Genomic DNA, 23,271 nt, shown 5'->3' with positions numbered 1-23,271 from the left:
TCAGACCGGCCGTTTGACCAGCAGCGCCCATAAGCCGGCGGCGAACAGCAGCGAGCCTCCGGCCAGATTGAAGCGGCGTTGGGATTTGGCCGATGCCAGCATCCGGCGCGCCGCCGCCGCGAAGGTGGCGTAGAGCGTGGCGTTCACCGCCGCCAGCGCCACGAAGGTGACGGCGAGCAGCCAAAGCTGCTGCGGCGCGCTGCCGGAGGGGCTGATAAACTGCGGTAGAAAGGCCACGAAAAAGACGATGCCCTTGGGATTGAGCGCCGTGACCAGATACGTGTTGGCGAACAGCCGCCAGCGCGAAAGCGATGCCGGCGACGCCTCGGGTTCGGCCGGCAAGACGCCGGCTCGAAACAGCTTGACGCCCAGATAGAGCAGATACAAACCGCCGATCCACTTGATCGCCGTAAACCACCAAGCCGAGGTGGCGAGCAGCGCGCCGAGGCCCAGCAGCGACAGCAACAGCGCGGTCGAATCACCGAGCGCCACGGCGGCCACCAACGCCGCGGCGGCGCTCCGCTCCTGCGCCACTGAATAGCTGATCACGGTCAGGACGGTAGGCCCTGGGATGATGAGCAGGACCACGGAAGTCGCCACGAAGGCGAGCCAGAGTTCGAGCGGCATAATGGCTAGCGGTAGCGGGTTGCGATGGGTGAAAAAAGGGAAAACCATCGGTTGTTTCGGTCGGTCATCACAGTGCTTTATTTTTTGTTTCCGCTCTGGGTGACTTGGTTGTCGTTGAGCCTGACGAGCATGTACATGGCCTATTACGACATCGGTATTAATGCGGTCGCCGCTAATGGCTTTCTGCTTTGGATCGTCGCGCCGATACTGCTCATCGCGCTTTTCGTTACGGCGGTAGTCTCATGGTACTTAGGGCGTCGCTTTCAGCGGGCGCCCTGGTTCGGAATTTTGTTGGGGATGGGGCTGGTTTTTATGGTAGGGATGGGCGCATTTCTATTGCAAGTCAAGTCCTATTCCGACTATCCGACCCAGAAACAGCAAGATATGAGTGTGTTCTTAAATTATTACCTGCAAGAGATCGGAAGGAGAATGCGCTAGGGCTGGCCGCTGGCGCCTAGAGTGCGGCGATCGGTTCGCGGCGATAACCGGACGGCTTACCGCTCGCACGATTTGCGGCAACAGGACGAAGGTACCGATTTGGGTGGTCACATCGTCCGATAAAAATATCCCCCGATGGCCGCCCGCTTCCAGTCCTTGCGCGATGATGCCATCGACGCCGCGTGCTTCAAACCAGCGCGCCTCCTCGACCGTCGTGGCGGACGCCAGTATTTTTGAACCCCAGGCTTTTACGCGCGCCAGCAAGCCGGCCAGCGGCGGTTTTGGCGCGGCTTCCGACCTCATTTTAGCCGGGTGACGCCAGTTTGAGCCCGATGATCCCTAGTACGATCAGCCCGAGGCTGACGAGGCGGCCGGCATTGGCGGGTTCGTCGAAAAGGGCGATACCCAGTAGCGCGGTGCCGACCGCGCCGACACCGACCCAGACGGCGTAGGCCGTACCCACTGCTAGCGACTTCATCGCCTCGCTCAACAGGACAAAACTGAGCGCCATGGCGGCGACCGTTCCCAGGCTGGGCCACAATTTGGTGAAGCCGTCGGTGTATTTCAAGCCGATGGCCCAACCCACTTCAAACAATCCCGCCAGTACCAGCAGTACCCACGCCATACCCACTCCAGAAGATGATCGGCTCGCCGAATCGGCGGACACGCCATGGTAGCGCGTTGGGCGGGCGCTTGGGACCGACAACGCTATTTTGATGCAACCGATTTGAACCATGAAACGTTAGCGGGGGAAAACCGAGTATGCCGACCCGGACAGTGTGCGGGAGGTCGTGGTTGCAGCTCGGTAGTGGTGGGCGAGCGGCGAACCGCTAAGGCCTAGCCCGCCCGCATCCGAAGGAGTGTTAGATTTTATGAGCGTACAACCACGTTCTCGCCTTTATGTTGCCGTCATCACCGGCCTGCTGGCTTCGAGCTACGGTCTGACTTCGATTTCCTTAGCCTCGGCCGCCGAACAGACCGTCGAGAAGAAAACTCGCGTTCTGGCCGGCCAGACCTTTACCTTCGTCAAAATCATTGATGCCAAGGGCAACGTTCGCACCGAGGTTAGCGATGGCTCCAACAAGCTCATCAACGAAAAAGATGTGCCGCGCGGCACAGCGCCATTGGTCGATCCGCGCGTCCTGGAAGCGCTGACCAAGCTGGAGCAAGCCAAGCTCACCAGCCAGACCCTGCAAGTTGAGATCGCCTTGAACCTGCCGGTCGATGTCAGTAATGAAGTGCTGGAAACAGGTTCGGGCGAAGTCGAGAAAGGCCGCTGGGTTAAGGGATTGCTCAACGATAAGGAAATATCGGAATCCGATATGACCGCTCATGCCGACCGGCGCGCTCAGGAAGAGCAGGCGGCCCGCACCAAGCGGAATACCGCTCGCGCGCAAAGCCTGCAAGATTGGGCCAACCGCCATGGCTTGGCCGGGCAGAAAAGCTTGGAAGAAGCGTTGGCGCAAGGCCGGTTGGGAGCGACCCTCGATTTGACCGCCAAGCAGTTGCGAGCGCTGATCGATTCTCGTGACGCCGTGTTGGCCGGCATCGAACCGCATGAACCGGGCAAGGATGACATCAACGACGCCATGGACGCCACCAGCATCAGCACCTCGGCGCTGCCCAACGCCAACACGCGCGGCAACGGCATCGGCATTTACATGACCGAAAGCGGCTGCGCCGACGAATCGCGCATCACTAACTACGATCGCCTGTCCGGCAGCGAGACCGACCATTCCCGCAATGTGGGGGCCATCTTGCGGGCGGTGTCGCCCGACTCGTTCATCTACTGTCGCGGCGGCGCGGTCCTGCCGCAGAGCAGCGATCTGGACGGAGTAGGCGGCAATTCGCCGATCCACATCATCACTCGCTCCCACAGCAGCAACGACACGATCAGCTATAACACGCTCGATCGAGACTGGGATAATTTCAGTTACGACAACAACATCGCGGTGTTCAACAGCGGAGGCAACACGGGGGCCGGCACCGGCAACGTGCGCTCGCCGGGCAAGGGCCTGAACGTGATCTCGGTGGCTAACTACGATGACGCCAACGACACCATCGTCAGCAGTTCGCCGTTCGTGGACCCTGACACGGGCAATGAAAAACCCGAAATCAGTTCGCCCGGCGCTAGCGTGACCGCCGGTGGCTTCACCATGACCGGTACCAGCCAAGCCACCCCCCATGCCGCCGCGTTCGCGGCCGACATGATGTCGCATTCCACCTATCTTCAATACCGTCCGCAGTTGGTGAAGGCCAAGCTGCTGGCCGGCGCCACCGACCCCATCAGCGGCGGCTACGACAAGGTGGGTCTGGGTGGCATCGACTTCGCCAGCGCGCAATGGAGCGGCCATTGGTACTGGTGGTCGGGCGGCACCAATGCGTTCAACACCTTCGACGCACAGGATGGCGCGACCGACGGTTATGTGGTCAAGACCTTGTTTGTCTCCAATTCATGGGACAAGGTTCGGGTAGTGTTGAGCTGGCTCACGCGCGGCACTTACACCTACGACCATCGCGCCGATGCACACCCCATCGGTTTGGATCTCGATCTGAGCGTGTACGATCCGAACGGCGGCTACGTTGGCGGTTCCGCATCTTGGGATGACCCGTTTGAGGATGTGACCTTTACGCCGACCGTTTCCGGGAACTACACCTTCAAAATCCGCCGTTACGCCACCCGCGATTCCAGCTTGAGCCTGCGGATGGGAATGTACGTCAACTACTACGCTCAGTGAGCGCACCTCGGCGCACCGCCGGGCGATCTGTAAGGCCGATACGGAAGTCGGCCTTTTTTATGGGGTAAATCGCGCTCGCGGCTCTTATCAAATAACGCGCTGAGTTTGAACCGTGCGGTGCTTGATGGGGAATACCAAACAAGCGGATTCATCGCACCTTAAATTTGATCTACCAAAGAGCCGTGTAGAGATGAATGCTCAACTCCATCGCAAGCAGACCCTCGTTTTAGGGCTGGCTTCAATCCTGGCTGTGGCCTCGTTCTGGATTCCGATACCGCGAAAAACCGTGTTGCTGGACCATCCAGCGCAATTGTCCGGTTTCGACGGGGGTGGAAAAAAGAACGTTCCACTGGGTCCGGTCAGTTTAAGCGATGACCGTATTGGATTATCTGGCGCTGCGACATTCTCGGGCGATGGCGCGGGATTTGCTAAAAACCGTTAGCTTCAGTGGATCAACCGCGCATCGAGGGCGAAAGAATGAAATATTCGACTTTGGATTTGGGTGATGGCAGCGATGCGCGACTGTGGGAAGCCGGGTGTCAGAAGATCGGAATGTCGCCCGAAAATTCGCTCATCGGTAGTTCGGTGACCGCCGAGCAACTGGCCACGTTTTTTGGCGGATTGCCAGATTGGGTCTATTTTAGCGGCCATTTTGCGCCCGTGACGCTCTATGGCGATTTTGCGGCTATCGATTTCAAACCAGATAGAATAACCGTGGTTACAGAGCAGGAACCTAGCCGGGAATTGCTCAAGAACGCCAGCGGGTTTCGGCTTCATGAACTCTGTTCGGTGGTGATATGGGGCGCGTGTAGTGTGTTGCGAGATGAGGCGACGATCCGAATCCTCCGCCAGTTATTCTGGAACCCGTTGCTGCTTGGGTACGCGGCCCAATGCGGCGTTGAGATCAATAAAGTCATGCTCAATCGTTTCTTCCAGCGTATCCAGCCCGGCCAAAATGGCCCGGACGCGCTTTTGGGCGCGTGGATGCAGGCGGCGAATTCGTTTTACGGCGGAGGGCCGATCGAACACATGTTTCGCGCCGTGGATGTGAGCGGGCAAGAGTGGAAAATCGTCAAAGCAAAGATCGTTAAGGGGCGAAAATTTATAGAGGGTTGAGCGCGAGCCTGTGGGAAATCACCGGTCCATAAAGACCCTTTCGACCGCCTGCTGGCCGCGCAAGCCACACGGTCGAAGGCATTTTTTTCCAAACCCCGGCCACGTATTTGTTGGCCTCGGCCAAGGTCGGGTAAATGAGAATGGTGGAGAAGATTTTGTCCAGGCCGATGCCGTGACGCATCGCCAGCACGTACTCGGCCAGCAGATCAACGGCGTCTCGCCGCCACAGGCGTTGGCGTCAGCGCACGGCGTCACGGGCGATGGCGGCGAAAATCGGATCGAGCTCCTCAGCCATCTTATCGAGCGCGGCATTGCCGTAAGGAGCAAAGGTCGCGCTCGGCGCGCGCCAGGTCAAACTGGCTTTACCGGCGGCGTTCTCGGTCACGTAGAAGCGCAGGGGCGCTTCGATGCCGGCGGGCGCGCTGGCTTCCAACATCCGCACCGCATAATCGTTGCGAAACACCATGATCACGGCGTTACCGGGGATTTTTACCCCGCGCGCGGCGGCGCCTTTGCTGGCGCTGGCCTTGGCGACCACCGCCAGTTTGTGCTCGGCCACCGCCGCTTCGAGCTTGGTGACCAGCGTCTCAAAATCATGCGGTGAAACCAGGGTTTGGGTGCCAGGCAATTCAGCGGAACGAAGCGGCGCGACAAAACCCAGCGCAAGCACGATAAGGGCCGCAAAAGAAATCAGGATACGAGCGGGCATACAGACTCCTAAAGCAAAAAGTAAATTGGAAAACCGGATCGCCGTGTTTGAGGCGAGCGTGATGGGGGCGCTATCACGCGGCGACGGATGCGGAATCGAGCGCGCCGCCGCAACTGCTACCCTGGCCGGCGGTGCAACCGTAGCAGTGATCGGCGACCCTGATCCGAGCGCCGGTCAATTCCCGCTCCAGCAATGCGGCGATGTGGGTGGGCTTCGCCCCGCCCGCGCCGAGCGACAGCTTCAGCATCTGATTGAAATCGCAGTCGTAAACGTAGCCTTGCCAGTCCACCGAGATGAGGTTGCGGCACATCACCGCCGCCAGGTTTTCATCGCGATGAGCGGATTTCAGCAGTTCCATATACGGTTTGAATTGTCCTTTGGAAATCAATTGGCTGCCAAAGCGTTGGATCGGCATGTTAGCCAGCGCCAGCAGCCGGTTGAACACGATGCCGTAGCGGTTCGCCAATTCCCGTTTGTAGGCGGCTTCCAGCCCCGCTTGATCCGGCGGCAATACCGGCCCGAGCGGGTTGTAGACCAGATTCAGCACCAAGCCGCTAGGGTCGCGGCCATAGCCTAACGCGTTCAGTTGCCGCAAGCCGGTCACGCTGGATTCAAAGACGCCCTTGCCGCGCTGTTGATCGACGTTTTCCTCCAGATAGCAGGGCAGCGACGCCGTGACCTCGACCGCGTGTCGGGCTAGGAACGACGCCAAATCCTCTTGGCCGGGCTCGTTGAGAACGGTCAGATTGCAGCGGTCGATCACCCGAACGTCGTGCGCGCGGGCGCGGGCGACCAAGGCGCGGAAATGAGGGTTCAACTCCGGCGCGCCGCCGGTCAGATCCAGCGTTGCGACCTTTCGTAGCGACAGATAGCGCAACACCAACTCCATGGTATCCCAGGTCATTTTCTCAGTGCGTTGAGGGCCAGCCGCCACATGGCAATGGGTGCAGGACTGATTGCAGCGATAACCCAGATTGACCTGCACGGTGTCCAGACGGCCGCGATGGAGGACCGGAAAATCGGTTTTCACCAGCAAGGGAGACGTGTCGCGCATAGCGGATGTTTGCCAAAGGTGGGAAGGAAGGCGGGCCGGCGCGGGCCGGCGCGTGAGTCAAGCTCCATACCATCAGTATGTTACTGGCTTATACGCAAATTCCAGGCGTTTGGATGCAATCGACTCGAATTTTTGAGACCGGCGCGCGGAACGTGAGTCTTTGCCGGCCGATGGGACAACGAGGCCTTCGCTGGTTGCCACCTTCTTAAAGGGAATTAAATGTGTATGTATTAATACATATCATACTAAAAACGTAGATTATTTATTTCTTGCTTATGCCGTATATTCTTTCACGATTTTGACAGAAACTTAAACAGGTATTTGGAAAGTGGTAGACATCACTTGACTCAAATGCCTTTATGAAGCCGTGTCAGTCAGTATTAATAGTCTATGGTTTTTTAATTGGGAGGTTAGAAAATGATAGAAAAATTAATCAATAAGTTCTTTTTTGTGATAGTAGGGGCCATAGCTGCGATAGCTTCTGTATCAGTTCACGCAGCTACCGCTCTGGAGCAACTTGGGCGGTCGATCTTTTTTGATCGAAACCTATCCCTCAACCGCAACCAGGCTTGCGTGAGCTGCCATGTGCCGGCGATGGGTTGGAGCGGGCCCAACGCCGCCTTCAACGCGGCGGGCGCCGCCCATCAAGGCTCGATAGTTGGCCGGTTTGGAACTCGCAAGCCCCCCAGTGCGGCTTACGCGACATTCAGCCCGTTTTTTCATTTAAGGTTTAACGAATTCGTGGGCGGCAACTTCTGGGACGGCCGGGCGACCGGCGAGAAGCTGGGTGACCCGACCGCCGATCAAGCTCAAAAGCCTTTTCTGAATCCAGTCGAACAGGCGTTGCCGGATTCCGCGTGCGTGGTGTATCGGGTTTGCAATGCGGACGGTTATTCGGGCCAATTCCAACAGGTTTGGGGCTCGTATTCCTGCGCGATCGGCTGGCCTCACGACATCGAGCGCGCCTGCGCCACGGAAGGGGCGACCGTCAGGCTTTCCCTGTTCGATAGGATGACATCAGATCGGGTTTACGGCTTGATCGCGCAAAGCATCGCCGCGTTCGAAGGCTCGTCCGAAGCGAACGCTTTCAGCTCGAAGCTCGATCAGAGCCTGCAAGGCAACGTCATTCTGACGGCTCAGGAGCAGAGGGGGTTCGAGCTGTTCAAAGGTGAGGCGCGTTGCGCCCGTTGCCACGAGGCCAGCGGCGGCAAACCGCTGTTTACCGATTTCACCTTCGAGAATTTGGGGGTGCCTAAAAACCCCGCCAATCCGGCTTACAACGCCAATCCGCACTTTGTCGATTTAGGTTTGGGCGGTTTTCTGGAGACCAAGCTTTGGTATTGGTTTCTCGGGCGGGCCAATTACGGCAAGCACAAGATTCCCACGCTGCGCAACGTCGACAAACGGCCGAATCCAGGTTTCGTCAAGGCGTATACCCACAACGGCTTTTTCAAGAGCCTGAAGGGGATCGTGCATTTCTATAACACGCGAGACATCAAGGACCATTGCCCTGATGGTTATACCGAAGCCCAAGCGTTAACCGAGGATTGTTGGCCCGCGCCGGAGGTGGCGGCGAACGTCAATAACAACGATCTGGGCAATCTCGGTCTGTCGGACGAGGATGAAGACGCCATCGTCGCCTTCTTGCAAACTCTCTCCGACGGCTTTGATCCCAACGCGCACTAGCGCTCATGACCTGACTCGCCATCGCCAGACCCGCATTGCTCCGAAGCGGGTTCGGCGTTTGCAAGGGCGGCTTTCAGGCCGCCCGGAATCATTATCGTGCCCGCTGGGAGAGCAGCCAGGCCGTGGTGAGGTTGGCGTTCTCGTTTTCCCCTTGCCGGTCGGGATGGCACAGCCAGAGCAGACGCCGCAGGATGTCGGGAGGGACGGCCGAGCGCGTGTCTGATCGGCTGAGAACCGCGTGATAGCGGCGTTTCCACTGGTCGCGCTCGATTTGCAAAACAGCGCGGGCGCGCTCGAGTTCGACTAGCTTGGCCGTTGCATCTCGTGCCAGCTGTTGCTGTCGCGCGAGTTCCAGCCGAACCGACGCCAACTCCGCTTGGGTCTGTTTGAGTTCGGCGCTGGCAGAGGGACCGTTCGGGTATGGGCCAACATGGGTTCCGCGGCAGCAGTCCGAGCAGCGGCTGTGCCAGCGCAAGCCCACGAAGCGAGCACCGCAACTGCCGCACTCACGCAGTTCGCGCTGGGTCAGGATGTCGGGGAGCAGCGGGTGAGGGGTGGCGGGCATGATAGGGGTTCCAATAACGGGATTGCGGCACCGATCCGCATGGTTTGGAGGTGGCGGCTTCCTCAGATCCGAACGCCTCTGCGGTCAAGTGACAGTCTGGATACTTTCCACTATTTTCAGTCTTGCGATCAACTGATTCATTCAAGAGACTTTCAAGGGAAGCCTGATGCGTATCGATAAGTGGTCGATTCGGCGCGTCTTTATCACGCTATTGTTTCCGTTGGTGCTTTGGTCGGGGCTGTGGGCGCCGCCGGTTCGGGCGGCCGATCCGCTCGAAAACGCGCCGCTCGCCTCGAATGCGCCGGCAGCGGTTCCGCCGGTGCTGCAACCCTGGATAGGATGGGTGTTGCAGGATCGGTCGGACCAAGGCTGTCCTGTGAACTACGACGCGCTAGACCAGCATCAGTGTGTTTGGCCGTCGCTGCTCAAGCTCGATCTCGACGCGCGGTGGTGAATTTCTCCAGCAAGCGCACGCCGACCGGGAAAGCTGGCTGATCTTGCCTGGCGACCGGCGTCATTGGCCGCAAGAGGTGCGTCTGGCCGATTCAGTGGTGCCGGTGCTGGAACGGGATGGCCGACCGGCGGTTAAGGTTCCGACCGGCGCTCATCGCCTCAGCGGGCGGTTTTTCTGGAGAACGTTACCGGATTCGATCCGAGTTCCAGCGCGCAACGCGCTGCTGGAACTCGGATCGACGGCGAGCCGGTACCGCGTCTCGGCTGGAGAGCGATGGCGTGCTGTGGTTGCGCCAACGCCCGACCGAAGCGGCGCAACAGGACGCGCTCGACTTACAGGTTTTTCGCTTGCTGACTGACGGAATTCCGTTCGAGATCACGACTCGCTTGGAACTGCGCGTGTCCGGGCAGGCGCGGGAAGAAACGCTCGGGCCCGTGCTGTTGCCGGATTTCTGCCGCTGGCGCTGGATAGCCCCTTGCCCGCCCGATTGGAGCCGGACGGACGGTTGCGAGTGCAACTGAAGCCGGGGAACTGGACGATCAGCTTGACGGCTCGGCAGCGCGGTCCGGTGGAAACGCTGGCCCGAGCCGAGGTTGCGGCGCTCTGGCCCCAGCAGGAGATTTGGAGCTTTCAAGCGCAAAACGCGCTGCGGGTAGTACAGCTCAGCGGTGCGCCGGCGCTCGACCCGGCCCAAACCAATGTGCCGGCGGAGTGGCGGCCATGGCCGGCATATCTGTTGCAGCCCGGCGAAGCGTTGCGCTTCATTACCCGCACGCGCGGCGATACCGAGACCGTCCCCGAACACCTGACTTTGCATCGCAGTCTCTGGCTGGATTTTGCCGGCGGCGGTTACACCGTGCAGGACCATTTGAGCGGAAATTTGAACCGAACCCGTTTGGAGGCCGCGCCCGCGCCCCGATTGGGGCGGGTGGAGATCAACGGCGACGATCAATTCATCACCCAATTGTCGGACGCCGGGACCAGCGGGGTGGAAGTGCGGCAGTCGAACAACCTGCAACTGGTCGCCGACAGCCGGCTGGAACCGGCTGCGATCGGCGATCTGCCGGCGGTCGGCTGGCAAATCGCCCCACAAAAAATCAGCGCCACGCTCACGGGTCGGGTCGAACTCAACATCGCTGGCTGGCTGGTGGAGAGGTACATCGAAGGACGCGCCGACCGGCAATTGCAACTGACCCGCCAGCGCCAGACCGCCGCGACGCCGCTGCAAGCCGGGGTGATGCCGCCGTTCGTGCAGGTCGAGCGGGAGATCGTGCTGGATGTGGATTGGCGGGTGCAAACCCGCGTGCGGCGGTTGAGTCAAGCCGATTCGGCGGTGGTGGTGGACGTTCCGTTGTTAACCGGCGAGCGGGTGACCACGCTGGATATCCGGGTGCGCGACGGTCGGGTATCGCTCAACCTGCCCCCGAACCAAGTCGAAGTCGCCTGGAGCGCAACGCTGAACCGGGGTTCCGAGCTGGTGCTGCAAGCGGCGGAGCGGGATGAGTTGATCGAAGTCTGGCGCTTGCGGGCCGGCCCGCTCTGGCACGTGCGGAGCGCCGGTATTCCGCTGGTGCGACGCATCGATGCTGAAGGGCGTTGGTTGCCGGAATGGCGGCCTTGGCCGGGCAAGCGCGTGACCTTGCAGATCGGTCGGCCGGACGGTGCGCCAGGAACCACCGCGACCATCGACCGCAGACAGGGCTTGCTGGGAGCGCCGGACATGCAGGTCGCCGGCCATCATTCCAGCGCTTGGCAGTTGAACTGGGATCAGGATCGGACGGCCGGACCGCTGCCGACCGCGTGGGTGATTTCCGCGCCGCTGTGGCTCTATCGCGGTCTGATGCTGGCTTGGGCGCTGTGGCTGGCGCTGGCCGTGCTGCGGTGGCTGGGCTGGGCGTGGGGCTGCTGTTTCAGCGTCGGCGGGTTGTGGCGACGTTTGCGGAAAGTGAAGGACGCCGTGTAGTCACGTTGGCGGTTTCCTGCACCGGAAAGATGGGGCGCCGCGGTACAAAAGGGATGGCGCCCACACTTGATTTATTCCGGGCAATAGCTGTGGCCTGTTTAACCATTCCGATGATCGAGCCAGTAATTTAACCCCTGGGCGTTGAGTTCGATATCCGATTCAAGCACTGGCCGCCAGTGATCGGGCGACAGCCGCCAGCCTTGCCGGATCGCTTCGGTCTCGACGAGCGCCCACAGACCGGCCGCTATTCGCGCCTCGCGCTCCGGGCCGCTGTCGCGCTCGCGCTCGGCGGTCGCCACATGGGCGTCGATCAAGCGATGCAGGTCGCCGCCCAGACGCGGGACCTCCTCAACACGGGAGAAGTGAGTCAGATAAACCGCCGGCGGCTGTTGCTCCAAAATTCGATCCACCGATTGATGCATGAGCGCCGGATCGAATTGCGTCGGCGAGGTGGTCGGGATGATGGACGGACGATCGCCGACATCCAATTCACGGAAGGACATGCCGAAAATGTCTCCGGTGAACAGGCAACCACTGCGAGTGTCGAGCAGACACAGATGGTGGCTGGCGTGGCCGGGCGTTTCCAAACAAACCAAGGTGCGGCCGGCCAAGTCGAAGCTATAACCATCGGCGGCGGTGATGATGCGGTCGGCGGCTATCGGCAGGGGATCGCCGTACAAGCGTTGCGCTTCTTCCGCGCCGTACACCGCCTGTACGGCGGCGAACAGTTTCCTGGGATCGGCCATGTGCCGCGCCCCGCGCGGATGGACGATCAGCCGGGCGTTCGGGAAGGTGTCCATCAGCGCGCCAGCGCCGCCGGCATGATCCAGATGAACGTGGGTGAGAAATACATAATCGACGTGGGCCGGTGCCAAACCCAGCGCCTGCAACGCCGCCAGGACGCGCGGCTGGCACGCTTGACTGGCGGTGTCCACCACCGCGACCCGGCCATTCTCGACGATAAGATGAACGGCGGCGAGCAGGGGCCGGATATAGCCGGAATCGATGGCGTAAATGCCGTGCTCGTAGCGAAACAACTCGCTCATGGAGACTGTTCTCTCGAAGGTTGGGAAAGCAGAAAAGGGTCGCCTCGTTCGCTGCCCCGGCGTCCGTCCGCCGTCGACTGCGGGAGCACCCCTGAGATTAGGGCCGGACGGCATGGAAGGACTTAGGCGTTGGCACAGTTTAGCATCCGACCGGAATGCTTGACGTCCTTGCGCCGATTTCCACTGGATTTATAAACCATTTTAAAAATGAGGCTAATGTGTTATCATGATGTTAGAAATGTGTGCCGCGCCAAAGCCGAACCGATGCTGAAATCGGGGCGGAGCGGTACGGCCCCTGTTTCTCAGGATGGCCGGACTGTCGCATTCGGCGGAAGTAAAGGAGTTGGGTGTGGTCGTTCGGCGTGTGGAGTTCAACGTTTGAATGGCGGGTCAACGCCTCGGAAAATCCGACTTTAGCCGGATCGAGACGGTATCGTTAGGCGAGGAGGTGTGACATGTTGACTTACAAAGATTGCGTCCACTTGACCGACCTGGAAGAAGGCGAGATCGAAGCCATCGCCCGGCACGAGCGGCTGCCGGAAATCGTCGCGGCCGAATACGGCTGTTGTCTGGCGCACGAACCGGGTGGCGAACAGATCATCGATCAGATGATTCGCGATGACATCGACACCGCCAATCGTCACCAACAGCCGAAAGTAGCGATGCATTGGCAAGCCGTTCTCCAGCGTTTCGAGACGACCCATAACATTGGGCCGGACCAAGCTTGACCGCGCGCGGTCGGGCCTGAATCCGCTTTAACACCGCATCGTTTTAGGACGATGCGGCTTCAGGTGGGCTTTTCTGACATAAATATTATTTCTGGCAAAGGGTTATACTAGCGGCTCTGCTTTGGAAGGCCGGTCGAACGTCTTCGCGGAGGTCGCCGATGCGTTTTGAAGAACTACCCTCAGAGACCCGCCATGCGAGCGAACGCGCCGCCTCCCGGTTTCTGGTCGCGCACTGCTACATCAGCTTGGACGAGGCTTGCCAGACGCTGGAACTGACGCTCCCCGATTTGTGGAATCGCATCTTGCAAGCGGCGAATTTACCGGAAAGCGAGCCGCCGGCGTTTTCACCGTTTTGTTAATCTCGAAGCGGCGGCCGGCCAGAGCATGGCCGGCCGCCGCTGAGTTGAAGTCGACTCGCCCCGATTTGCTCAGGAATACAGCGGAGCCACGCCCATTTGTTGGTGGATCGCGTTGACCGCCTGTGCGTCCAATCCCAAGGTCTGCGCCAGTTGGTCCATGTAGTTGGCTTCTTCCTTGGTATCGAGATTGATCGCCATCAGCGACACCAGATAAATGTCCGGCGCCATCTCGCGGGCGATGCCGTTGAGGAATTCCAGATTGAGCGGTTTGGCCAGTTCGTTTTGCAGGAATTCTGCTTCCTTCGCACCGACGCCCGCCACTTTGGAGAGGATGTTCTGCTGCTCTTGTTCGTCGACCTTGCCATCCGCTTTAGCAGCGTTGATCATCGCCTTGATCATGACCAGGGCCTGCTGCTGCATCTCGGTGACGGCCGCCGGGGCAACACCTTGTCCGGACGCCACCATCTGTTCCAGTCCAGCCAGCGATGATTGCGCCGCGGTCTCGCCGCGCTTGCCCAGCATTTGATAGGCCGCCATGGCCAGACCGCCGAGCAAGCCCAAATTGACGCCGCTGCTTTGCGGTCTGTTTCCGCCGCCCATCAGGCCGCCGAGCAGGCCGCCGAGCCCGCCGCCTTGGGCGCCGCCCATCAGGCCGCCGAGTACGTCGCCCAGGCCACCGGTGGCGCCGGATTGCGCCCGATTGCCCATCAGGCCGCCGAGCAAGCCACCCAGGCCGCCCGCTCCGCCGCTTTGCGCGCCGCCGAGCATGTTACCCAACACGCTCCCCAAGCCACCGCCCCAGTTTCCGCCAGGTTGTGCGCCGCCTCTCATTAAACCGCCGACCATTTGATCGAGAAACTGCCCGCCGATCCCAGAGGAAGTGGCGTTGTTGCCCAGCAAACTACTCAAGATTTTTAATGCATCCATTCCGGTGTCCTCGTTGGTGGCTTCATTCAAACTCGCAGGGTGGCCGTCGGTCACCCTGCATCGCTAGCTTCAATAGGCGCTAGCCGCCGTGTCAGCCTCGCCGCATCATCCTAAAGGAATGCGGATTTTCTGGCCGACAAAAATCTTGTCGGGATCGCGGATCACTTCCCGGTTCGCTTCGAAAATTTGATTGTACGCCGAGGCGTTGCCCAGGAATTGCTTGGCGATGGATGACAGGGTATCACCTGATTTGATGGTGTAATACTCGACCTTGCCCGTTTGCGCCGGTGCTTTCAACTGGTCGGCGGTGACGCTGCCAACCCCTTGAATATTGCCCGCCATCAAGACCGCCTTTTCCATGGCTTCCGGGGTTATCGCGTCCCCGGACAATTGGACTTGGCCGTCTTTGAATTTGACATCGAGATTCTTGACGCCGGGATTGGCCGTCTCGATTTCCTGTTTGATTTTGGCGGCGGGATCGTTGTCGTCAGCGCCGAACAGCTTTTTACCTTGGTTGACGAGAAAATCAAAAAGTCCCATAGCAATCTCCTGTGATCTTCGAGTTGTCAGAAACGTTGGGTTGTTGAAAACCAATGCGTGAGCCAGCATGGCATTCAGGCATTGGGCAGGGGTGGCGGCAGGTGGGCGAAGAGGGGATCCAACTCCCGCACTTCGCCGGCTTGCGTCCAGTTCGCCATGCCTTGGACCCACACCATCGTGGTGCGAGTGAGTCGACCGCTCCGCGCCTGCCGCTGCAGTTCGTCCATATCGAACGGTCCGGTCTGCTGGTGGTCGGCCGCCACGAAATAATGCCTGACGGCCGGCAGCGGCGGAGGGGAGGTCGTCGGTGCTGGAGCGGCTTGCCCCGCTTGGACCGGTCGGTTCAGAGTTTCGTTCAGTCGTTGGGCCATCGCCAGCCCCAAACCCATGTTCAGGGCCTCGGAGCCGCCGCCCGGCTGGCCGGCGGCCTCGCGCAATGCTTCCGCCGCTTGAAACTGGGTGTACTGGTCGAGGTTGCCGACGATGCCCATGCTGGAGCGCTTGTCCAGCACCGCTTCGACTTCTTTGGGCAGCGAGATGTTTTCCACCAACAGGCTGGTCAGTTCCAAGCCGACCGCCGCGAACTCCGGGGCGATGCGCTGTTGCAGGAACTGGCCGAGCTGATCGTAATTGCCCGCCAAATCCAAGGCCGGTATCTTGGATTGGCCGAGGAGGTTGGCGCAGCGCGCCACGATCATGTTGCGCAACTGGTGGGTGATTTCCTCGGTGGTGAAGCGGCCGTCGGTGCCGACGATGTCTCGCAGAAACAGCGGCGCGTCCTTGACCCGAATCACATAGCTGCCGAAAGCGCGCAGTCGGATCGGCCCGAATTCAGGGTCGCGCAGCATGACCGGATTTTGCGTGCCCCATTTGAGGTCGGTGAAACGGCGGGTGTTGAAGAAATAGACCTCAGCCTTGAACGGGCTTTCGAAACCGTGCGGCCACGCCTGCAAAGTGGACACGATCGGCAGGTTGTTGGTTTTTAGCTCGTACAGGCCGGGCTGGAACGCATCGGCGATCTGACCTTCGTTGACGAACACGGCGGTCTGGCCTTCGCGCACCGTCAGCTTGGCGCCGTACTTGATTTCGTTGCCGCGGCGCTCGAAGCGGTAGACCAGCGTATCGTTGGCATCGTCCGTCCATTGAATGACATCGACAAATTCACCGAGCAGTTTGTCCCACAGTCCCATGTCAGCGGCCTCCGGCGGGTTGGCGGGCGCGGGCCTGGGCGGCGGACAGCGACTGGCGCAGTTCGCCTTCCAGGGTTTCGAGTTGGGCGGTGGCGGCCCGGCGGCGGCGGCGGCCTTCGTCGGCGATGCGCAGGCTGTCTTCGATGGTGGCGATCAGCGTTGCGTTGGCTTTTTTGACCGTGTCGATGTCGAAGGCGCCCCGCTCGATCTCGGCGCGGGTTTGGGCATTCGCTTGCCGGAGGTTTTCCGCGTTGGATTGCAACAGCTCGTTGGTGAGGTCGGTGGCGGCCTTGACCGTCTTGGCGGCTTGGCTGGACCGGTAGATGGTGATGGCTTGCGCCAGATGCTGCCGCCACAGCGGCACGGTGTTGACCAGGGTGGAGTTGATTTTCGAGATCAGACCCTTGTCGTTTTCCTGCACCAGCCGGATGCTGGGCAGGCTCTGTAGGGTCACTTGACGGGTCAGCTTGAGATCGTAAACCCGCCGCTCCAGATCGTCGCGGCCGGCGCGCAGGTCGCGCAACCGCTGGGCCTTGACCATATCCGTCCCGGCGGCGACCTCCTGCTCCAGCGCCGGCAGGTCCACCGCATCGACCTGGTGCAATTTGGCGTCGCCGGCCGCGATGTACAGTTCCAGCGTATGAAAATAGTCGAGATTGGCGTTATAAAGTCGGTCCAGACCGGCGATGTCCGTCAGTAAGTGCGTCTTGTGCCGTTCCAGGGCGTCGCTGATGGCGTCGATCTGGTTCCGCACGGTCTCGTATTGCTGGACGATCTTGACCAGCGGTTTGGTTTTGCCGAGCAACCGACCGAAGAGGCCGGGCTTTTTGTTCGGGTCGAGTTCATCGAAATCGAAGCCGCGCAGCACCGCGATCATTTCGTTCAGCGCTGAACCGGCGGGTCCGCTGTCCTTGTTGCGCACCCCTTCCAGCATTTGGTCGGAAATGGCGGTCAACTGCTCTTGCGCCTTGCCCCCAAAGAAAAGGATGGAGTTGCTATCGCTCAGATCCAGCTCCTCGACCAAGGCGGCGATGTGATGCTGGTTCTGAGCGGCCAGCGGCGCACGGGCGGCCAAGTCCTGTTGGACTTGCGGCAGCGCGGTGGCGAATTCTTGCGGCAATGCCGGCAGCGAAGCGAGCGTAGGGGTTGGCGTCGTGCTCATGCAGTGCCATTCCTTAAGGGTGGAAGCCGTCTTTCAAGCAAGAATGAACGAATCATGGGGAGTTGGAAAAAATTTTTCCATCAGACCACGCCTTCCCGTTTCAGTTGGGTCGTCAAGACTTCGATTTGCACGTCGAGATCGGTGACATCCGCTTCCAGCAGTTTTTGCCGCTGCTCCGCGAAAACCTCCTCAATGGTCGCCAAAACCCGGCGGAAATTGTCCTCCAGTTCCGGCGCGGTGATGCGGCCGTGGGTTTTCGCGTAGCCTTCAGTCACTTGCTGGGCGCCGTCGAGATAGACGTTCAGGAATTTGCGAGCGCGCCGCAGATCGCGGGGGTCTTCCTCCAGCATCGTCAAGATCTGGCGGGCCTGACCGGCGATGCGGCGCAGGCGGGTGTTGAGTTCGGCGTTGTGGATGTGGCGGGTGCTGTGCTCGATGGCGGCGATGGAGGCTTCGGCCTGGGTCAGCGCCTCCAGCACCCGGTCGGTGGAATCGAGGCCGTCGCGGTCGGTGAAGCGTTTGGCGCGGTGCGGGTCGAAACCGTAGCTCAGATAGCAACCGAGCAGGGCGAGCAAGCCGTAGACGAGCGCCATCAAGGGCGAGTGTCCGACGCTGGTCCAGGCCGTGGTCGCGGTCGCCAGCGCGATCAGGCCGCCGCCGAGCGTTTTGAACGGCCAGGGCGCTTTGGCGACTTGGCGGCGCAGATAGTCCGCTTCCGAGCGCAAGCCGCGCCGCAATAGCAGCGCGCCGCCGAGGAACAGCCCATAGCAGATCCCGTTGTCGGACAAGCCGGTCAAATCGCCGTGCATCAAGGCGCCGACGGCGGCCAACAACACCGGTAAGGGCAACAAGAACATCAGCAGCCCCCTGGCCGGAGAGGCCGAGCGGGGAGCTGGCGTGTAGCGTTCGGCCACGATGCGAATTCTCCTTTGCAACAGCACCACCAGGGGGACCATCAACAGCAGGACAGCGCTGGCCAGCACCAACAAACGGTTCATGACAGCGCGCGCGGAATCAATGATTTACGCTGGACTGAGCGGGCCGCGCCGGCGCGGTGCTCGCAGGGTCCGCCGTCAGCGCCTGACAGGAGACGGCACCGACCGTGGCCAGCAGCAACAGCAGGCCGATGAGTTTGCGAAGAAAGTCAGGCATGGTGGCAGACTCGCTCGATGACGTTAAGGTCGTTGGCGCTATAGTATATCTTGCGTTACACTCAGTCCAGACAGCGCGCGATCGAGCGCCGTTTCGGGGTCGAAATAGGATTCGGCCGGCGCCGCGAAGGTCCGATGCGCGAAACCGCCGTCCGCGTCCGGCTGATACAGCGCCCTATAGCGATCCGGTCGCGCCAGCAGATCCCGAATTCCAGCCAGCAGCGCCGCCAGATCGTCCCGATCGGTATGCAGGCCGAAACTGGCGCGCACCAAGCCTTGCCGGCGAGCGAGCAAGGCCGCCGCATCCTCGGCGTCGGGATCGAGCTCCAGGGCCCACAGCTCCGGTTTCAGCAGTTCGCGAACGTAAGGATGCGCGCAGAAACAACCGTTTCTGACCGCGATGTTGTGATAATCGTTCAATGCGGCGGCGGTCAGGCCGTGCTCCAGGCCGTCCAGGTTGAAGGCCACGGTCCCGAGGCGCGGCGTGCGGTCGAAATCGGTGTCGCCGTAAAGCCGCACGCCCGGCTGGGCCGATAGCTCCGCCATGAACGCCCGAAGCCGGGCTTGCTCGGCGGCATGAACGCGCGCCATGCCGATCCGTTGCAAGATGTTCAGCACCGCGCCCAACTGCACCGCGCCGATGATGTTCGGGGTGCCGGCTTCTTCGCGGTCCGGGAAGCGGCCAGTCACCCGATAAGCTTTTAAATGAACATCGTCCACCATGCCGCCGCCCAGTTCGTCGGGCTCCTGATCGGCCAACAAATTTCGCCGCGCCACCAGTACTCCCGGCGAGCCGGGCGCGTAGAGCTTGTGGCCGGAAAAGACCACGGCATCCAGTTCCCGGTCGGTGGCGCCCGTGTCGCTGAGGGGCAACGGAGCGTGGGCGAGATATTGGGAGGCATCCACGACGACCCAGGCACCGTGAGCGTGGGCGAGCGCCGCGATGTCGTGAACCGGATTGATGATGCCGGTGACGTTGCTGGCCGCCGAGACGGCGACGTAGTTGATCCGGCCGCGCTGCTGTTCCAGCACGGCGGCCAGCGCCGTCAGACCGACCGCGCCCAGCGCCGGCGGTTCGCCGCTCAACGGCGCATGAACGATGTGGCGGGCGTGTTTGCGGTGCGGCAGGTCGTTGGCGTGATGCTCCATCAAGGTCAACACCACCCCATCCCGCTCCGGCCGGCGCGCCGCCAGCGCCCGCGCCAGTCGATTTAGCAAGGCGGTGCAACCGCTGCCGGCGAAAGTGGCGGTGTAGCGGTCGGGGTCGGCTTTCAGAAAAGCTAGCGCCTGCACGTGCGCCCAGGCGTATGCTCGATGGACGATGCGGGCGGAGAAATGCAGCTCGCTATGGGTGTTGGCGTAATGTTCGAGCAGTTCGTCCGCCACCTCTCGGGCTGGACGCAGCGCCAGCGTGGAGGCCGCCGAATCGAGATAGCGGCGGCGGGTCACCCGACCGTCGGCCAATCGGTAGCGGGTGTCGAGGCCGATGAAATCTTTGGTTAAAGCGTCGAGCCACATCGAAGTTCGCGTGAGTGGCGAAAGCGCCGCCGATGCGACAAGGCGGCGCGGGTTCGGTTCTCGAACAGGACGGTTCCCGGTTGGGATCAGCGGTCCTTGACCGGCACGTAATCCTGAACGGTGGGGCCGATGTAGATCTGGCGCGGCCGGTAAATGCGCGACTTGGGATCGTCGTGGATTTCCTTCCAATTGGCGATCCAGCCGGGCATCCGGCCGATGGCGAACATGACCGTGAACATGTTCAGCGGAATACCCATCGCCCGCAGGGTGATGCCGCTGTAGAAATCCACGTTCGGATACAGCTTGCGTTCGATGAAATAATCATCCTTGAGCGCCGCTTCCTCCATTTGCAGCGCGATGTCCAGCAGCGGATCGCTGATGTTGAGCCGTTCCAGCATCTTATCGGACGCTTCCTTGAGAATCTTGGAGCGGGGGTCGAAATTCTTGTAGACCCGGTGTCCGAAGCCCATCAGTTTCAGTTTGGTGTCTTTTTTCTTCACCCGGTCGATGTATTCCGGCACCTTCATGCCGGACTGGCGGATGAATTCCAGCATCTCGATCACCGCCACGTTGGCGCCGCCGTGCAACGGCCCCCACAGCGCGCACACCCCCGCCGCGCAACTGGCGAACATGTTGGCCTGGCTGGAGGCGACCATGCGCACCGTGCTGGTCGAGCAGTTCTGCTCGTGGTCGGCGTGCAGGATCAAGAACAGGTTGAGCGCGCGGCTCACTTCCGGGGTCGGCCAGTATTCGCGGTAGGGGATCGAGAACATCATGTGCAGGAAGTTCTCACAATACTTGTATTCGGGATGCGGATACATCAGCGGCTGGCCGATCGACATCTTGTAGCTGGCCGCCGCGATGGTGCGCACCTTGGAAATGATGCGGGCCGCCGCCTTTTCCATGGTGTTCTCATCTTCGATGTCCATCATCTCCGGTTCGTAGCAGCTCATGGCGTTGATCATCGCGGAGAGGATCGCCATCGGAGGGGCGTTGGGCGGAAAACCTTGAAAATGACTGCGCAAGCTCTCGTGCATCATCTGATTCATGGTCAGCCGCCGGCTGAAACGCTCCGTTTCCTCCTCGGTGGGTAGCCGGCCCCAGATCACCAGCCAGGCGGTTTCCACGAAGGTGCTGTGCTCGGCCAGTTGCTCGATGGGGATGCCGCGATAGCGCAGAATCCCCTTGTCGCCATCGATGTAGGTGACGGCGGATTTGCAGGAACCGGTGTTGCTGTATCCGTCGTCCAGCGTGATGTAGCCGGTGCGGTCGCGGAGCGTGCTGATGTCGATGGATAGTTCCTTTTCGCTTCCCTCGACGACCGGAAAATCGTGGGGTTTTCCATCCAGTTCGATGCGGCACGTATGGCTCATGGCGTGGCTCCGTTGATGTGGGGCTTAGTGGGTTGATCGCGTGTTTTTGGTTGCGGAGTCGTTCGCGGACGGGCGGCCGGGTGACGGCCGATTGCTCCGGTGCGCCCGATGGTGGGTTAAAGACCGGAAGGCGCTCGGCGTTGATTATACAGGGCGGCTTGCGCTTGCAAACTCTATGGCGTGGTAAGGTCGGTTCCGGCCGTCGCGCGGCGGTGTCGCCAGTATTCGACCGCGCCCGGCAGGAGCGACAAGATGATGATGGCCAGGATGACCAGCGAAAAATTTTGTTTGACGAACGGCAAGTTGCCGAAGAAGTAGCCGCCGTACAGAAACGAGGCGGTCCAGAGCACGCCGCCGGCCACATTGTAACCCTGAAACCGGCCGTAGCTCATGCCGCCGGCGCCCGCCACGAACGGCGCGAAGGTGCGCACGATCGGCACGAAGCGGGTGATGATGATGGTTTTACCGCCGTGCCGTTCGAAGAACTGGTGGGTGCGATCCAGATAGGCTTGCTTGAGAATCCGGGCATCGGGGCGAAACACCTTTTCCCCCAGGTAGCGGCCGACCGCATAATTGACCGTATTGCCGGCGATGGCGGCAAACGCCATTAAAAGAAACAGGAAATGAATGTTCATCTCGCCGAGGGCGGCCAAAGCCCCCGCCGCGAATAACAGCGAATCACCGGGCAAAAACGGGGTCACGACCAGCCCGGTTTCACAGAAAACGATCAAGAACAAAATCCCGTAAAGCCGGCCGCCGTACTGGCTGGCCAATTCAGCCAGATGGCGGTCGAGATGCAGAAAAAATGAAATCAGATCCGAAACAAAATCCATTGTTGAACACTCAGTTAATATTAGAATAGCAGGCGAGTGGATGCGTGCTAAAAGCCGTGACCGAAGACCCTGTAACCGACGTTAATCCGCGCAGTTACACCAAGGCTCCAGCGGGTCGGGATAGCGGTCGCTGAAATAGCCCCCGCGCCGCAACGCCGCTTCAGCCGAGGCCGGCCAGCGCGGTAGCTCTACTTCCCGAGGGGCGACTTCGGTTCCGGCGGCGGACGCCAGCACCGGCGTGCCGTTTGCGCGGGAGGGCCGCCAGTTCAGAGACAGGGTCCTACGGCCGTCACTGGCTACCACGCCGTCGGAAGGTGCGGCAGGGGCTAGGATGATGGCGGGTCTCACGGTAAGGGTCTAATCTCAGGTTGGTCCTGGTTGATACTATACCGGAAGCGGTTCGCGACCGGCCATTTGAATTCCGCTAAGTTCCTGGGCGAGCGCCTATCCGGGCCGTGGGTTCGAAGCGAAATAGCAGACCGTCAGGCCATCGAAAAAGGGAGACTCCAACCGTGTTGGCTCATCATGACCAAAACTTGTCGCACCATCCAGTGGCGATCCGCTGGCGGCGCTGGCTGGCGGCCCTCGGCGTGTCCGCCGGGCTAGCGCTGGGGGCTGCCCCGGCGGTGTCCGGTTGGACGGCGGCGATCAAGCCGGACCCGCTCACCCGCCAGCCCCGTTGCTTGTTGTCCAGCGAACGCCAAGTCCTTGCGGACGGCTACGAGCAAACGCCCGTGTCCCTGGTGTTCGACGGCGCCAGCCTGCTGGTGATCACCGAATCGGAGCTGGATTCATCCTTCTCCGATCTGCAACTGGTGGTGAACAACAACCCGCCGCATCGCAGCGATAAAATCTCCCGCAAAATGATCCTGGTGTTCGACCAGGACTTGCCGGAATTGCTCCGGCAATTGCGGGAAGAGCGCCTGGCGACTGTGTATTTACGGTTTTGGCCGACTTGGCCGGCCACCCAATCGTACCCGGTCAACTTCAGCCTGATCGGATTCAAAAAGGCGCACGACGCCTTCACGCAAGGCTGTCTGCCGGCGGCGGGTTCCAGCCCCGCGTCCGGTTGACCGCGATTTCGACCAACCGAG

General features: G+C 60.8%; 29 protein-coding genes. 11 read left to right on the top strand and 18 right to left on the bottom strand.

Annotated elements, in window-relative coordinates:
- Positions 1-627 carry a LysE family translocator gene (locus IPK09_15880; GenBank protein MBK7985077.1) on the bottom strand — a complete coding sequence of 209 codons (627 nt, stop codon included), beginning with the start codon at positions 625-627 and terminating at the stop codon, positions 1-3.
- Between the two features lie 135 nt (positions 628-762).
- Here IPK09_15880 and IPK09_15875 point away from each other — a divergent pair, with 135 nt between their 5' ends.
- Positions 763-1,065, top strand: coding sequence for a hypothetical protein (locus IPK09_15875; protein ID MBK7985076.1), 303 nt, complete (start codon positions 763-765; stop codon positions 1,063-1,065).
- Here the strand turns inward: IPK09_15875 and IPK09_15870 are convergent.
- Both IPK09_15870 and sugE read right to left on the bottom strand, forming a co-directional pair.
- On the bottom strand, positions 1,024-1,368 hold the full coding sequence (locus IPK09_15870) for a nitronate monooxygenase (GenBank protein MBK7985075.1): 345 nt from the start codon (positions 1,366-1,368) through the stop codon (positions 1,024-1,026). The genes IPK09_15875 and IPK09_15870 overlap by 42 nt on opposite strands.
- A 1-nt stretch (position 1,369) precedes the next feature.
- Positions 1,370-1,690: a quaternary ammonium compound efflux SMR transporter SugE gene (sugE, locus tag IPK09_15865; GenBank protein MBK7985074.1), complete on the bottom strand. Its 321-nt coding sequence runs from the start codon at positions 1,688-1,690 to the stop codon at positions 1,370-1,372.
- A 247-nt stretch (positions 1,691-1,937) separates the two neighbouring features.
- Here sugE and IPK09_15860 point away from each other — a divergent pair, with 247 nt between their 5' ends.
- From IPK09_15860 to IPK09_15850, 3 genes are all read left to right on the top strand, one after another.
- On the top strand, positions 1,938-3,803 hold the full coding sequence (locus tag IPK09_15860) for a S8 family serine peptidase (GenBank protein ID MBK7985073.1): 1,866 nt from the start codon (positions 1,938-1,940) through the stop codon (positions 3,801-3,803).
- Between the two features lie 190 nt (positions 3,804-3,993).
- The gene (locus tag IPK09_15855; GenBank protein ID MBK7985072.1) at positions 3,994-4,245 is read left to right on the top strand and encodes a hypothetical protein; all 252 of its coding nucleotides are present in this window, start codon (positions 3,994-3,996) and stop codon (positions 4,243-4,245) included.
- Positions 4,246-4,280: 35 nt separating this feature from the next.
- Positions 4,281-4,919: a hypothetical protein gene (locus IPK09_15850; protein MBK7985071.1), complete on the top strand. Its 639-nt coding sequence runs from the start codon at positions 4,281-4,283 to the stop codon at positions 4,917-4,919.
- On the opposite strand, the gene IPK09_15845 is transcribed toward IPK09_15850, so the two are convergent.
- From IPK09_15845 to arsS, 3 genes are all read right to left on the bottom strand, one after another.
- A complete protein-coding gene (locus tag IPK09_15845; GenBank protein ID MBK7985070.1) occupies positions 4,906-5,100 on the bottom strand; it encodes a hypothetical protein in 195 nt (64 codons plus the stop codon). The genes IPK09_15850 and IPK09_15845 overlap by 14 nt on opposite strands.
- 57 nt (positions 5,101-5,157) lie before the next feature.
- A complete protein-coding gene (locus IPK09_15840) occupies positions 5,158-5,628 on the bottom strand; it encodes a DUF302 domain-containing protein (GenBank protein ID MBK7985069.1) in 471 nt (156 codons plus the stop codon).
- Between the two features lie 73 nt (positions 5,629-5,701).
- Entirely contained in the window at positions 5,702-6,682 is a 981-nt protein-coding gene (gene arsS / locus IPK09_15835) for an arsenosugar biosynthesis radical SAM protein ArsS (GenBank protein MBK7985068.1), read from the bottom strand.
- A gap of 417 nt (positions 6,683-7,099) precedes the next feature.
- Between arsS and IPK09_15830 the strand changes: the two genes are divergently transcribed.
- Positions 7,100-8,368: a cytochrome C gene (locus IPK09_15830; GenBank protein MBK7985067.1), complete on the top strand. Its 1,269-nt coding sequence runs from the start codon at positions 7,100-7,102 to the stop codon at positions 8,366-8,368.
- 91 nt (positions 8,369-8,459) lie between these two features.
- On the opposite strand, the gene IPK09_15825 is transcribed toward IPK09_15830, so the two are convergent.
- Positions 8,460-8,933 carry a hypothetical protein gene (locus IPK09_15825; GenBank protein MBK7985066.1) on the bottom strand — a complete coding sequence of 158 codons (474 nt, stop codon included), beginning with the start codon at positions 8,931-8,933 and terminating at the stop codon, positions 8,460-8,462.
- Between the two features lie 166 nt (positions 8,934-9,099).
- On the opposite strand from IPK09_15825, the gene IPK09_15820 reads away from it, so the two are divergent.
- The 3 genes from IPK09_15820 (at position 9,100) to IPK09_15810 (ending at position 11,350) form a co-directional block, all read left to right on the top strand.
- Positions 9,100-9,387 carry a hypothetical protein gene (locus IPK09_15820; protein MBK7985065.1) on the top strand — a complete coding sequence of 96 codons (288 nt, stop codon included), beginning with the start codon at positions 9,100-9,102 and terminating at the stop codon, positions 9,385-9,387.
- Positions 9,388-9,665: 278 nt separating this feature from the next.
- On the top strand, positions 9,666-9,908 hold the full coding sequence (locus IPK09_15815; GenBank protein MBK7985064.1) for a hypothetical protein: 243 nt from the start codon (positions 9,666-9,668) through the stop codon (positions 9,906-9,908).
- Positions 9,863-11,350 carry a hypothetical protein gene (locus tag IPK09_15810; GenBank protein ID MBK7985063.1) on the top strand — a complete coding sequence of 496 codons (1,488 nt, stop codon included), beginning with the start codon at positions 9,863-9,865 and terminating at the stop codon, positions 11,348-11,350. The genes IPK09_15815 and IPK09_15810 overlap by 46 nt, the downstream gene beginning before the upstream one ends.
- Before the next feature lie 98 nt (positions 11,351-11,448).
- Here IPK09_15810 and IPK09_15805 read toward each other — a convergent pair whose 3' ends face one another.
- A complete protein-coding gene (locus tag IPK09_15805) occupies positions 11,449-12,396 on the bottom strand; it encodes an MBL fold metallo-hydrolase (GenBank protein ID MBK7985062.1) in 948 nt (315 codons plus the stop codon).
- 455 nt (positions 12,397-12,851) lie between these two features.
- Between IPK09_15805 and IPK09_15800 the strand changes: the two genes are divergently transcribed.
- Complete coding sequence (locus IPK09_15800; GenBank protein ID MBK7985061.1) at positions 12,852-13,124, top strand: hypothetical protein; 273 nt, start codon at positions 12,852-12,854, stop codon at positions 13,122-13,124.
- Positions 13,125-13,282: 158 nt separating this feature from the next.
- Positions 13,283-13,483 carry a hypothetical protein gene (locus tag IPK09_15795; protein ID MBK7985060.1) on the top strand — a complete coding sequence of 67 codons (201 nt, stop codon included), beginning with the start codon at positions 13,283-13,285 and terminating at the stop codon, positions 13,481-13,483.
- A gap of 69 nt (positions 13,484-13,552) precedes the next feature.
- Here the strand turns inward: IPK09_15795 and IPK09_15790 are convergent, their stop codons facing one another.
- From IPK09_15790 to IPK09_15745, 10 genes are all read right to left on the bottom strand, one after another.
- Positions 13,553-14,410: a DUF533 domain-containing protein gene (locus IPK09_15790; GenBank protein MBK7985059.1), complete on the bottom strand. Its 858-nt coding sequence runs from the start codon at positions 14,408-14,410 to the stop codon at positions 13,553-13,555.
- Between the two features lie 105 nt (positions 14,411-14,515).
- Entirely contained in the window at positions 14,516-14,950 is a 435-nt protein-coding gene (gene lysM / locus IPK09_15785) for a peptidoglycan-binding protein LysM (protein MBK7985058.1), read from the bottom strand.
- Positions 14,951-15,024: 74 nt separating this feature from the next.
- Positions 15,025-16,140 (bottom strand): SPFH domain-containing protein, encoded by a 1,116-nt coding sequence (locus IPK09_15780; protein ID MBK7985057.1) that lies wholly within the window; start codon positions 16,138-16,140, stop codon positions 15,025-15,027.
- Position 16,141: 1 nt separating this feature from the next.
- Positions 16,142-17,302: a toxic anion resistance protein gene (locus IPK09_15775; protein ID MBK7985056.1), complete on the bottom strand. Its 1,161-nt coding sequence runs from the start codon at positions 17,300-17,302 to the stop codon at positions 16,142-16,144.
- A gap of 80 nt (positions 17,303-17,382) precedes the next feature.
- Complete coding sequence (locus IPK09_15770) at positions 17,383-18,300, bottom strand: 5-bromo-4-chloroindolyl phosphate hydrolysis family protein (GenBank protein ID MBK7985055.1); 918 nt, start codon at positions 18,298-18,300, stop codon at positions 17,383-17,385.
- A 16-nt stretch (positions 18,301-18,316) separates the two neighbouring features.
- Positions 18,317-18,454 (bottom strand): hypothetical protein, encoded by a 138-nt coding sequence (locus tag IPK09_15765; protein MBK7985054.1) that lies wholly within the window; start codon positions 18,452-18,454, stop codon positions 18,317-18,319.
- Positions 18,455-18,492: 38 nt separating this feature from the next.
- A complete protein-coding gene (locus IPK09_15760; GenBank protein MBK7985053.1) occupies positions 18,493-19,971 on the bottom strand; it encodes an aminotransferase class V-fold PLP-dependent enzyme in 1,479 nt (492 codons plus the stop codon).
- Between the two features lie 86 nt (positions 19,972-20,057).
- Positions 20,058-21,344 (bottom strand): citrate synthase, encoded by a 1,287-nt coding sequence (locus IPK09_15755; protein MBK7985052.1) that lies wholly within the window; start codon positions 21,342-21,344, stop codon positions 20,058-20,060.
- A gap of 173 nt (positions 21,345-21,517) precedes the next feature.
- The gene (locus IPK09_15750; GenBank protein ID MBK7985051.1) at positions 21,518-22,177 is read right to left on the bottom strand and encodes a DedA family protein; all 660 of its coding nucleotides are present in this window, start codon (positions 22,175-22,177) and stop codon (positions 21,518-21,520) included.
- Between the two features lie 81 nt (positions 22,178-22,258).
- Complete coding sequence (locus IPK09_15745; GenBank protein MBK7985050.1) at positions 22,259-22,525, bottom strand: hypothetical protein; 267 nt, start codon at positions 22,523-22,525, stop codon at positions 22,259-22,261.
- A gap of 164 nt (positions 22,526-22,689) precedes the next feature.
- Here IPK09_15745 and IPK09_15740 point away from each other — a divergent pair, with 164 nt between their 5' ends.
- Positions 22,690-23,250: a hypothetical protein gene (locus IPK09_15740; protein ID MBK7985049.1), complete on the top strand. Its 561-nt coding sequence runs from the start codon at positions 22,690-22,692 to the stop codon at positions 23,248-23,250.
- The last annotated feature ends 21 nt before the right edge of the window (positions 23,251-23,271 follow it).

It is taken from the genome of Candidatus Competibacteraceae bacterium (assembly GCA_016713505.1).
Taxonomy (GTDB): domain Bacteria; phylum Pseudomonadota; class Gammaproteobacteria; order Competibacterales; family Competibacteraceae; genus Competibacter_A.
This window is presented reverse-complemented; position numbering and strand designations above follow the sequence as displayed.

What these genes read in the sequence shown, in the direction of transcription:
- IPK09_15880 (MBK7985077.1), bottom strand. Translation starts at nt 627, where the DNA reads ATGCCGCTCGAACTCTGGCTCGCCTTCGTGGCGACTTCCGTGGTCCTG.
- IPK09_15875 (MBK7985076.1), top strand. Translation starts at nt 763, where the DNA reads ATGGCCTATTACGACATCGGTATTAATGCGGTCGCCGCTAATGGCTTT.
- IPK09_15870 (MBK7985075.1), bottom strand. Translation starts at nt 1,368, where the DNA reads ATGAGGTCGGAAGCCGCGCCAAAACCGCCGCTGGCCGGCTTGCTGGCG.
- sugE (MBK7985074.1), bottom strand. Translation starts at nt 1,690, where the DNA reads ATGGCGTGGGTACTGCTGGTACTGGCGGGATTGTTTGAAGTGGGTTGG.
- IPK09_15860 (MBK7985073.1), top strand. Translation starts at nt 1,938, where the DNA reads ATGAGCGTACAACCACGTTCTCGCCTTTATGTTGCCGTCATCACCGGC.
- IPK09_15855 (MBK7985072.1), top strand. Translation starts at nt 3,994, where the DNA reads ATGAATGCTCAACTCCATCGCAAGCAGACCCTCGTTTTAGGGCTGGCT.
- IPK09_15850 (MBK7985071.1), top strand. Translation starts at nt 4,281, where the DNA reads ATGAAATATTCGACTTTGGATTTGGGTGATGGCAGCGATGCGCGACTG.
- IPK09_15845 (MBK7985070.1), bottom strand. Translation starts at nt 5,100, where the DNA reads ATGCGTCACGGCATCGGCCTGGACAAAATCTTCTCCACCATTCTCATT.
- IPK09_15840 (MBK7985069.1), bottom strand. Translation starts at nt 5,628, where the DNA reads ATGCCCGCTCGTATCCTGATTTCTTTTGCGGCCCTTATCGTGCTTGCG.
- arsS (MBK7985068.1), bottom strand. Translation starts at nt 6,682, where the DNA reads ATGCGCGACACGTCTCCCTTGCTGGTGAAAACCGATTTTCCGGTCCTC.
- IPK09_15830 (MBK7985067.1), top strand. Translation starts at nt 7,100, where the DNA reads ATGATAGAAAAATTAATCAATAAGTTCTTTTTTGTGATAGTAGGGGCC.
- IPK09_15825 (MBK7985066.1), bottom strand. Translation starts at nt 8,933, where the DNA reads ATGCCCGCCACCCCTCACCCGCTGCTCCCCGACATCCTGACCCAGCGC.
- IPK09_15820 (MBK7985065.1), top strand. Translation starts at nt 9,100, where the DNA reads ATGCGTATCGATAAGTGGTCGATTCGGCGCGTCTTTATCACGCTATTG.
- IPK09_15805 (MBK7985062.1), bottom strand. Translation starts at nt 12,396, where the DNA reads ATGAGCGAGTTGTTTCGCTACGAGCACGGCATTTACGCCATCGATTCC.
- IPK09_15800 (MBK7985061.1), top strand. Translation starts at nt 12,852, where the DNA reads ATGTTGACTTACAAAGATTGCGTCCACTTGACCGACCTGGAAGAAGGC.
- IPK09_15795 (MBK7985060.1), top strand. Translation starts at nt 13,283, where the DNA reads ATGCGTTTTGAAGAACTACCCTCAGAGACCCGCCATGCGAGCGAACGC.
- IPK09_15790 (MBK7985059.1), bottom strand. Translation starts at nt 14,410, where the DNA reads ATGGATGCATTAAAAATCTTGAGTAGTTTGCTGGGCAACAACGCCACT.
- lysM (MBK7985058.1), bottom strand. Translation starts at nt 14,950, where the DNA reads ATGGGACTTTTTGATTTTCTCGTCAACCAAGGTAAAAAGCTGTTCGGC.
- IPK09_15780 (MBK7985057.1), bottom strand. Translation starts at nt 16,140, where the DNA reads ATGGGACTGTGGGACAAACTGCTCGGTGAATTTGTCGATGTCATTCAA.
- IPK09_15775 (MBK7985056.1), bottom strand. Translation starts at nt 17,302, where the DNA reads ATGAGCACGACGCCAACCCCTACGCTCGCTTCGCTGCCGGCATTGCCG.
- IPK09_15770 (MBK7985055.1), bottom strand. Translation starts at nt 18,300, where the DNA reads ATGAACCGTTTGTTGGTGCTGGCCAGCGCTGTCCTGCTGTTGATGGTC.
- IPK09_15765 (MBK7985054.1), bottom strand. Translation starts at nt 18,454, where the DNA reads ATGCCTGACTTTCTTCGCAAACTCATCGGCCTGCTGTTGCTGCTGGCC.
- IPK09_15760 (MBK7985053.1), bottom strand. Translation starts at nt 19,971, where the DNA reads ATGTGGCTCGACGCTTTAACCAAAGATTTCATCGGCCTCGACACCCGC.
- IPK09_15755 (MBK7985052.1), bottom strand. Translation starts at nt 21,344, where the DNA reads ATGAGCCATACGTGCCGCATCGAACTGGATGGAAAACCCCACGATTTT.
- IPK09_15750 (MBK7985051.1), bottom strand. Translation starts at nt 22,177, where the DNA reads ATGGATTTTGTTTCGGATCTGATTTCATTTTTTCTGCATCTCGACCGC.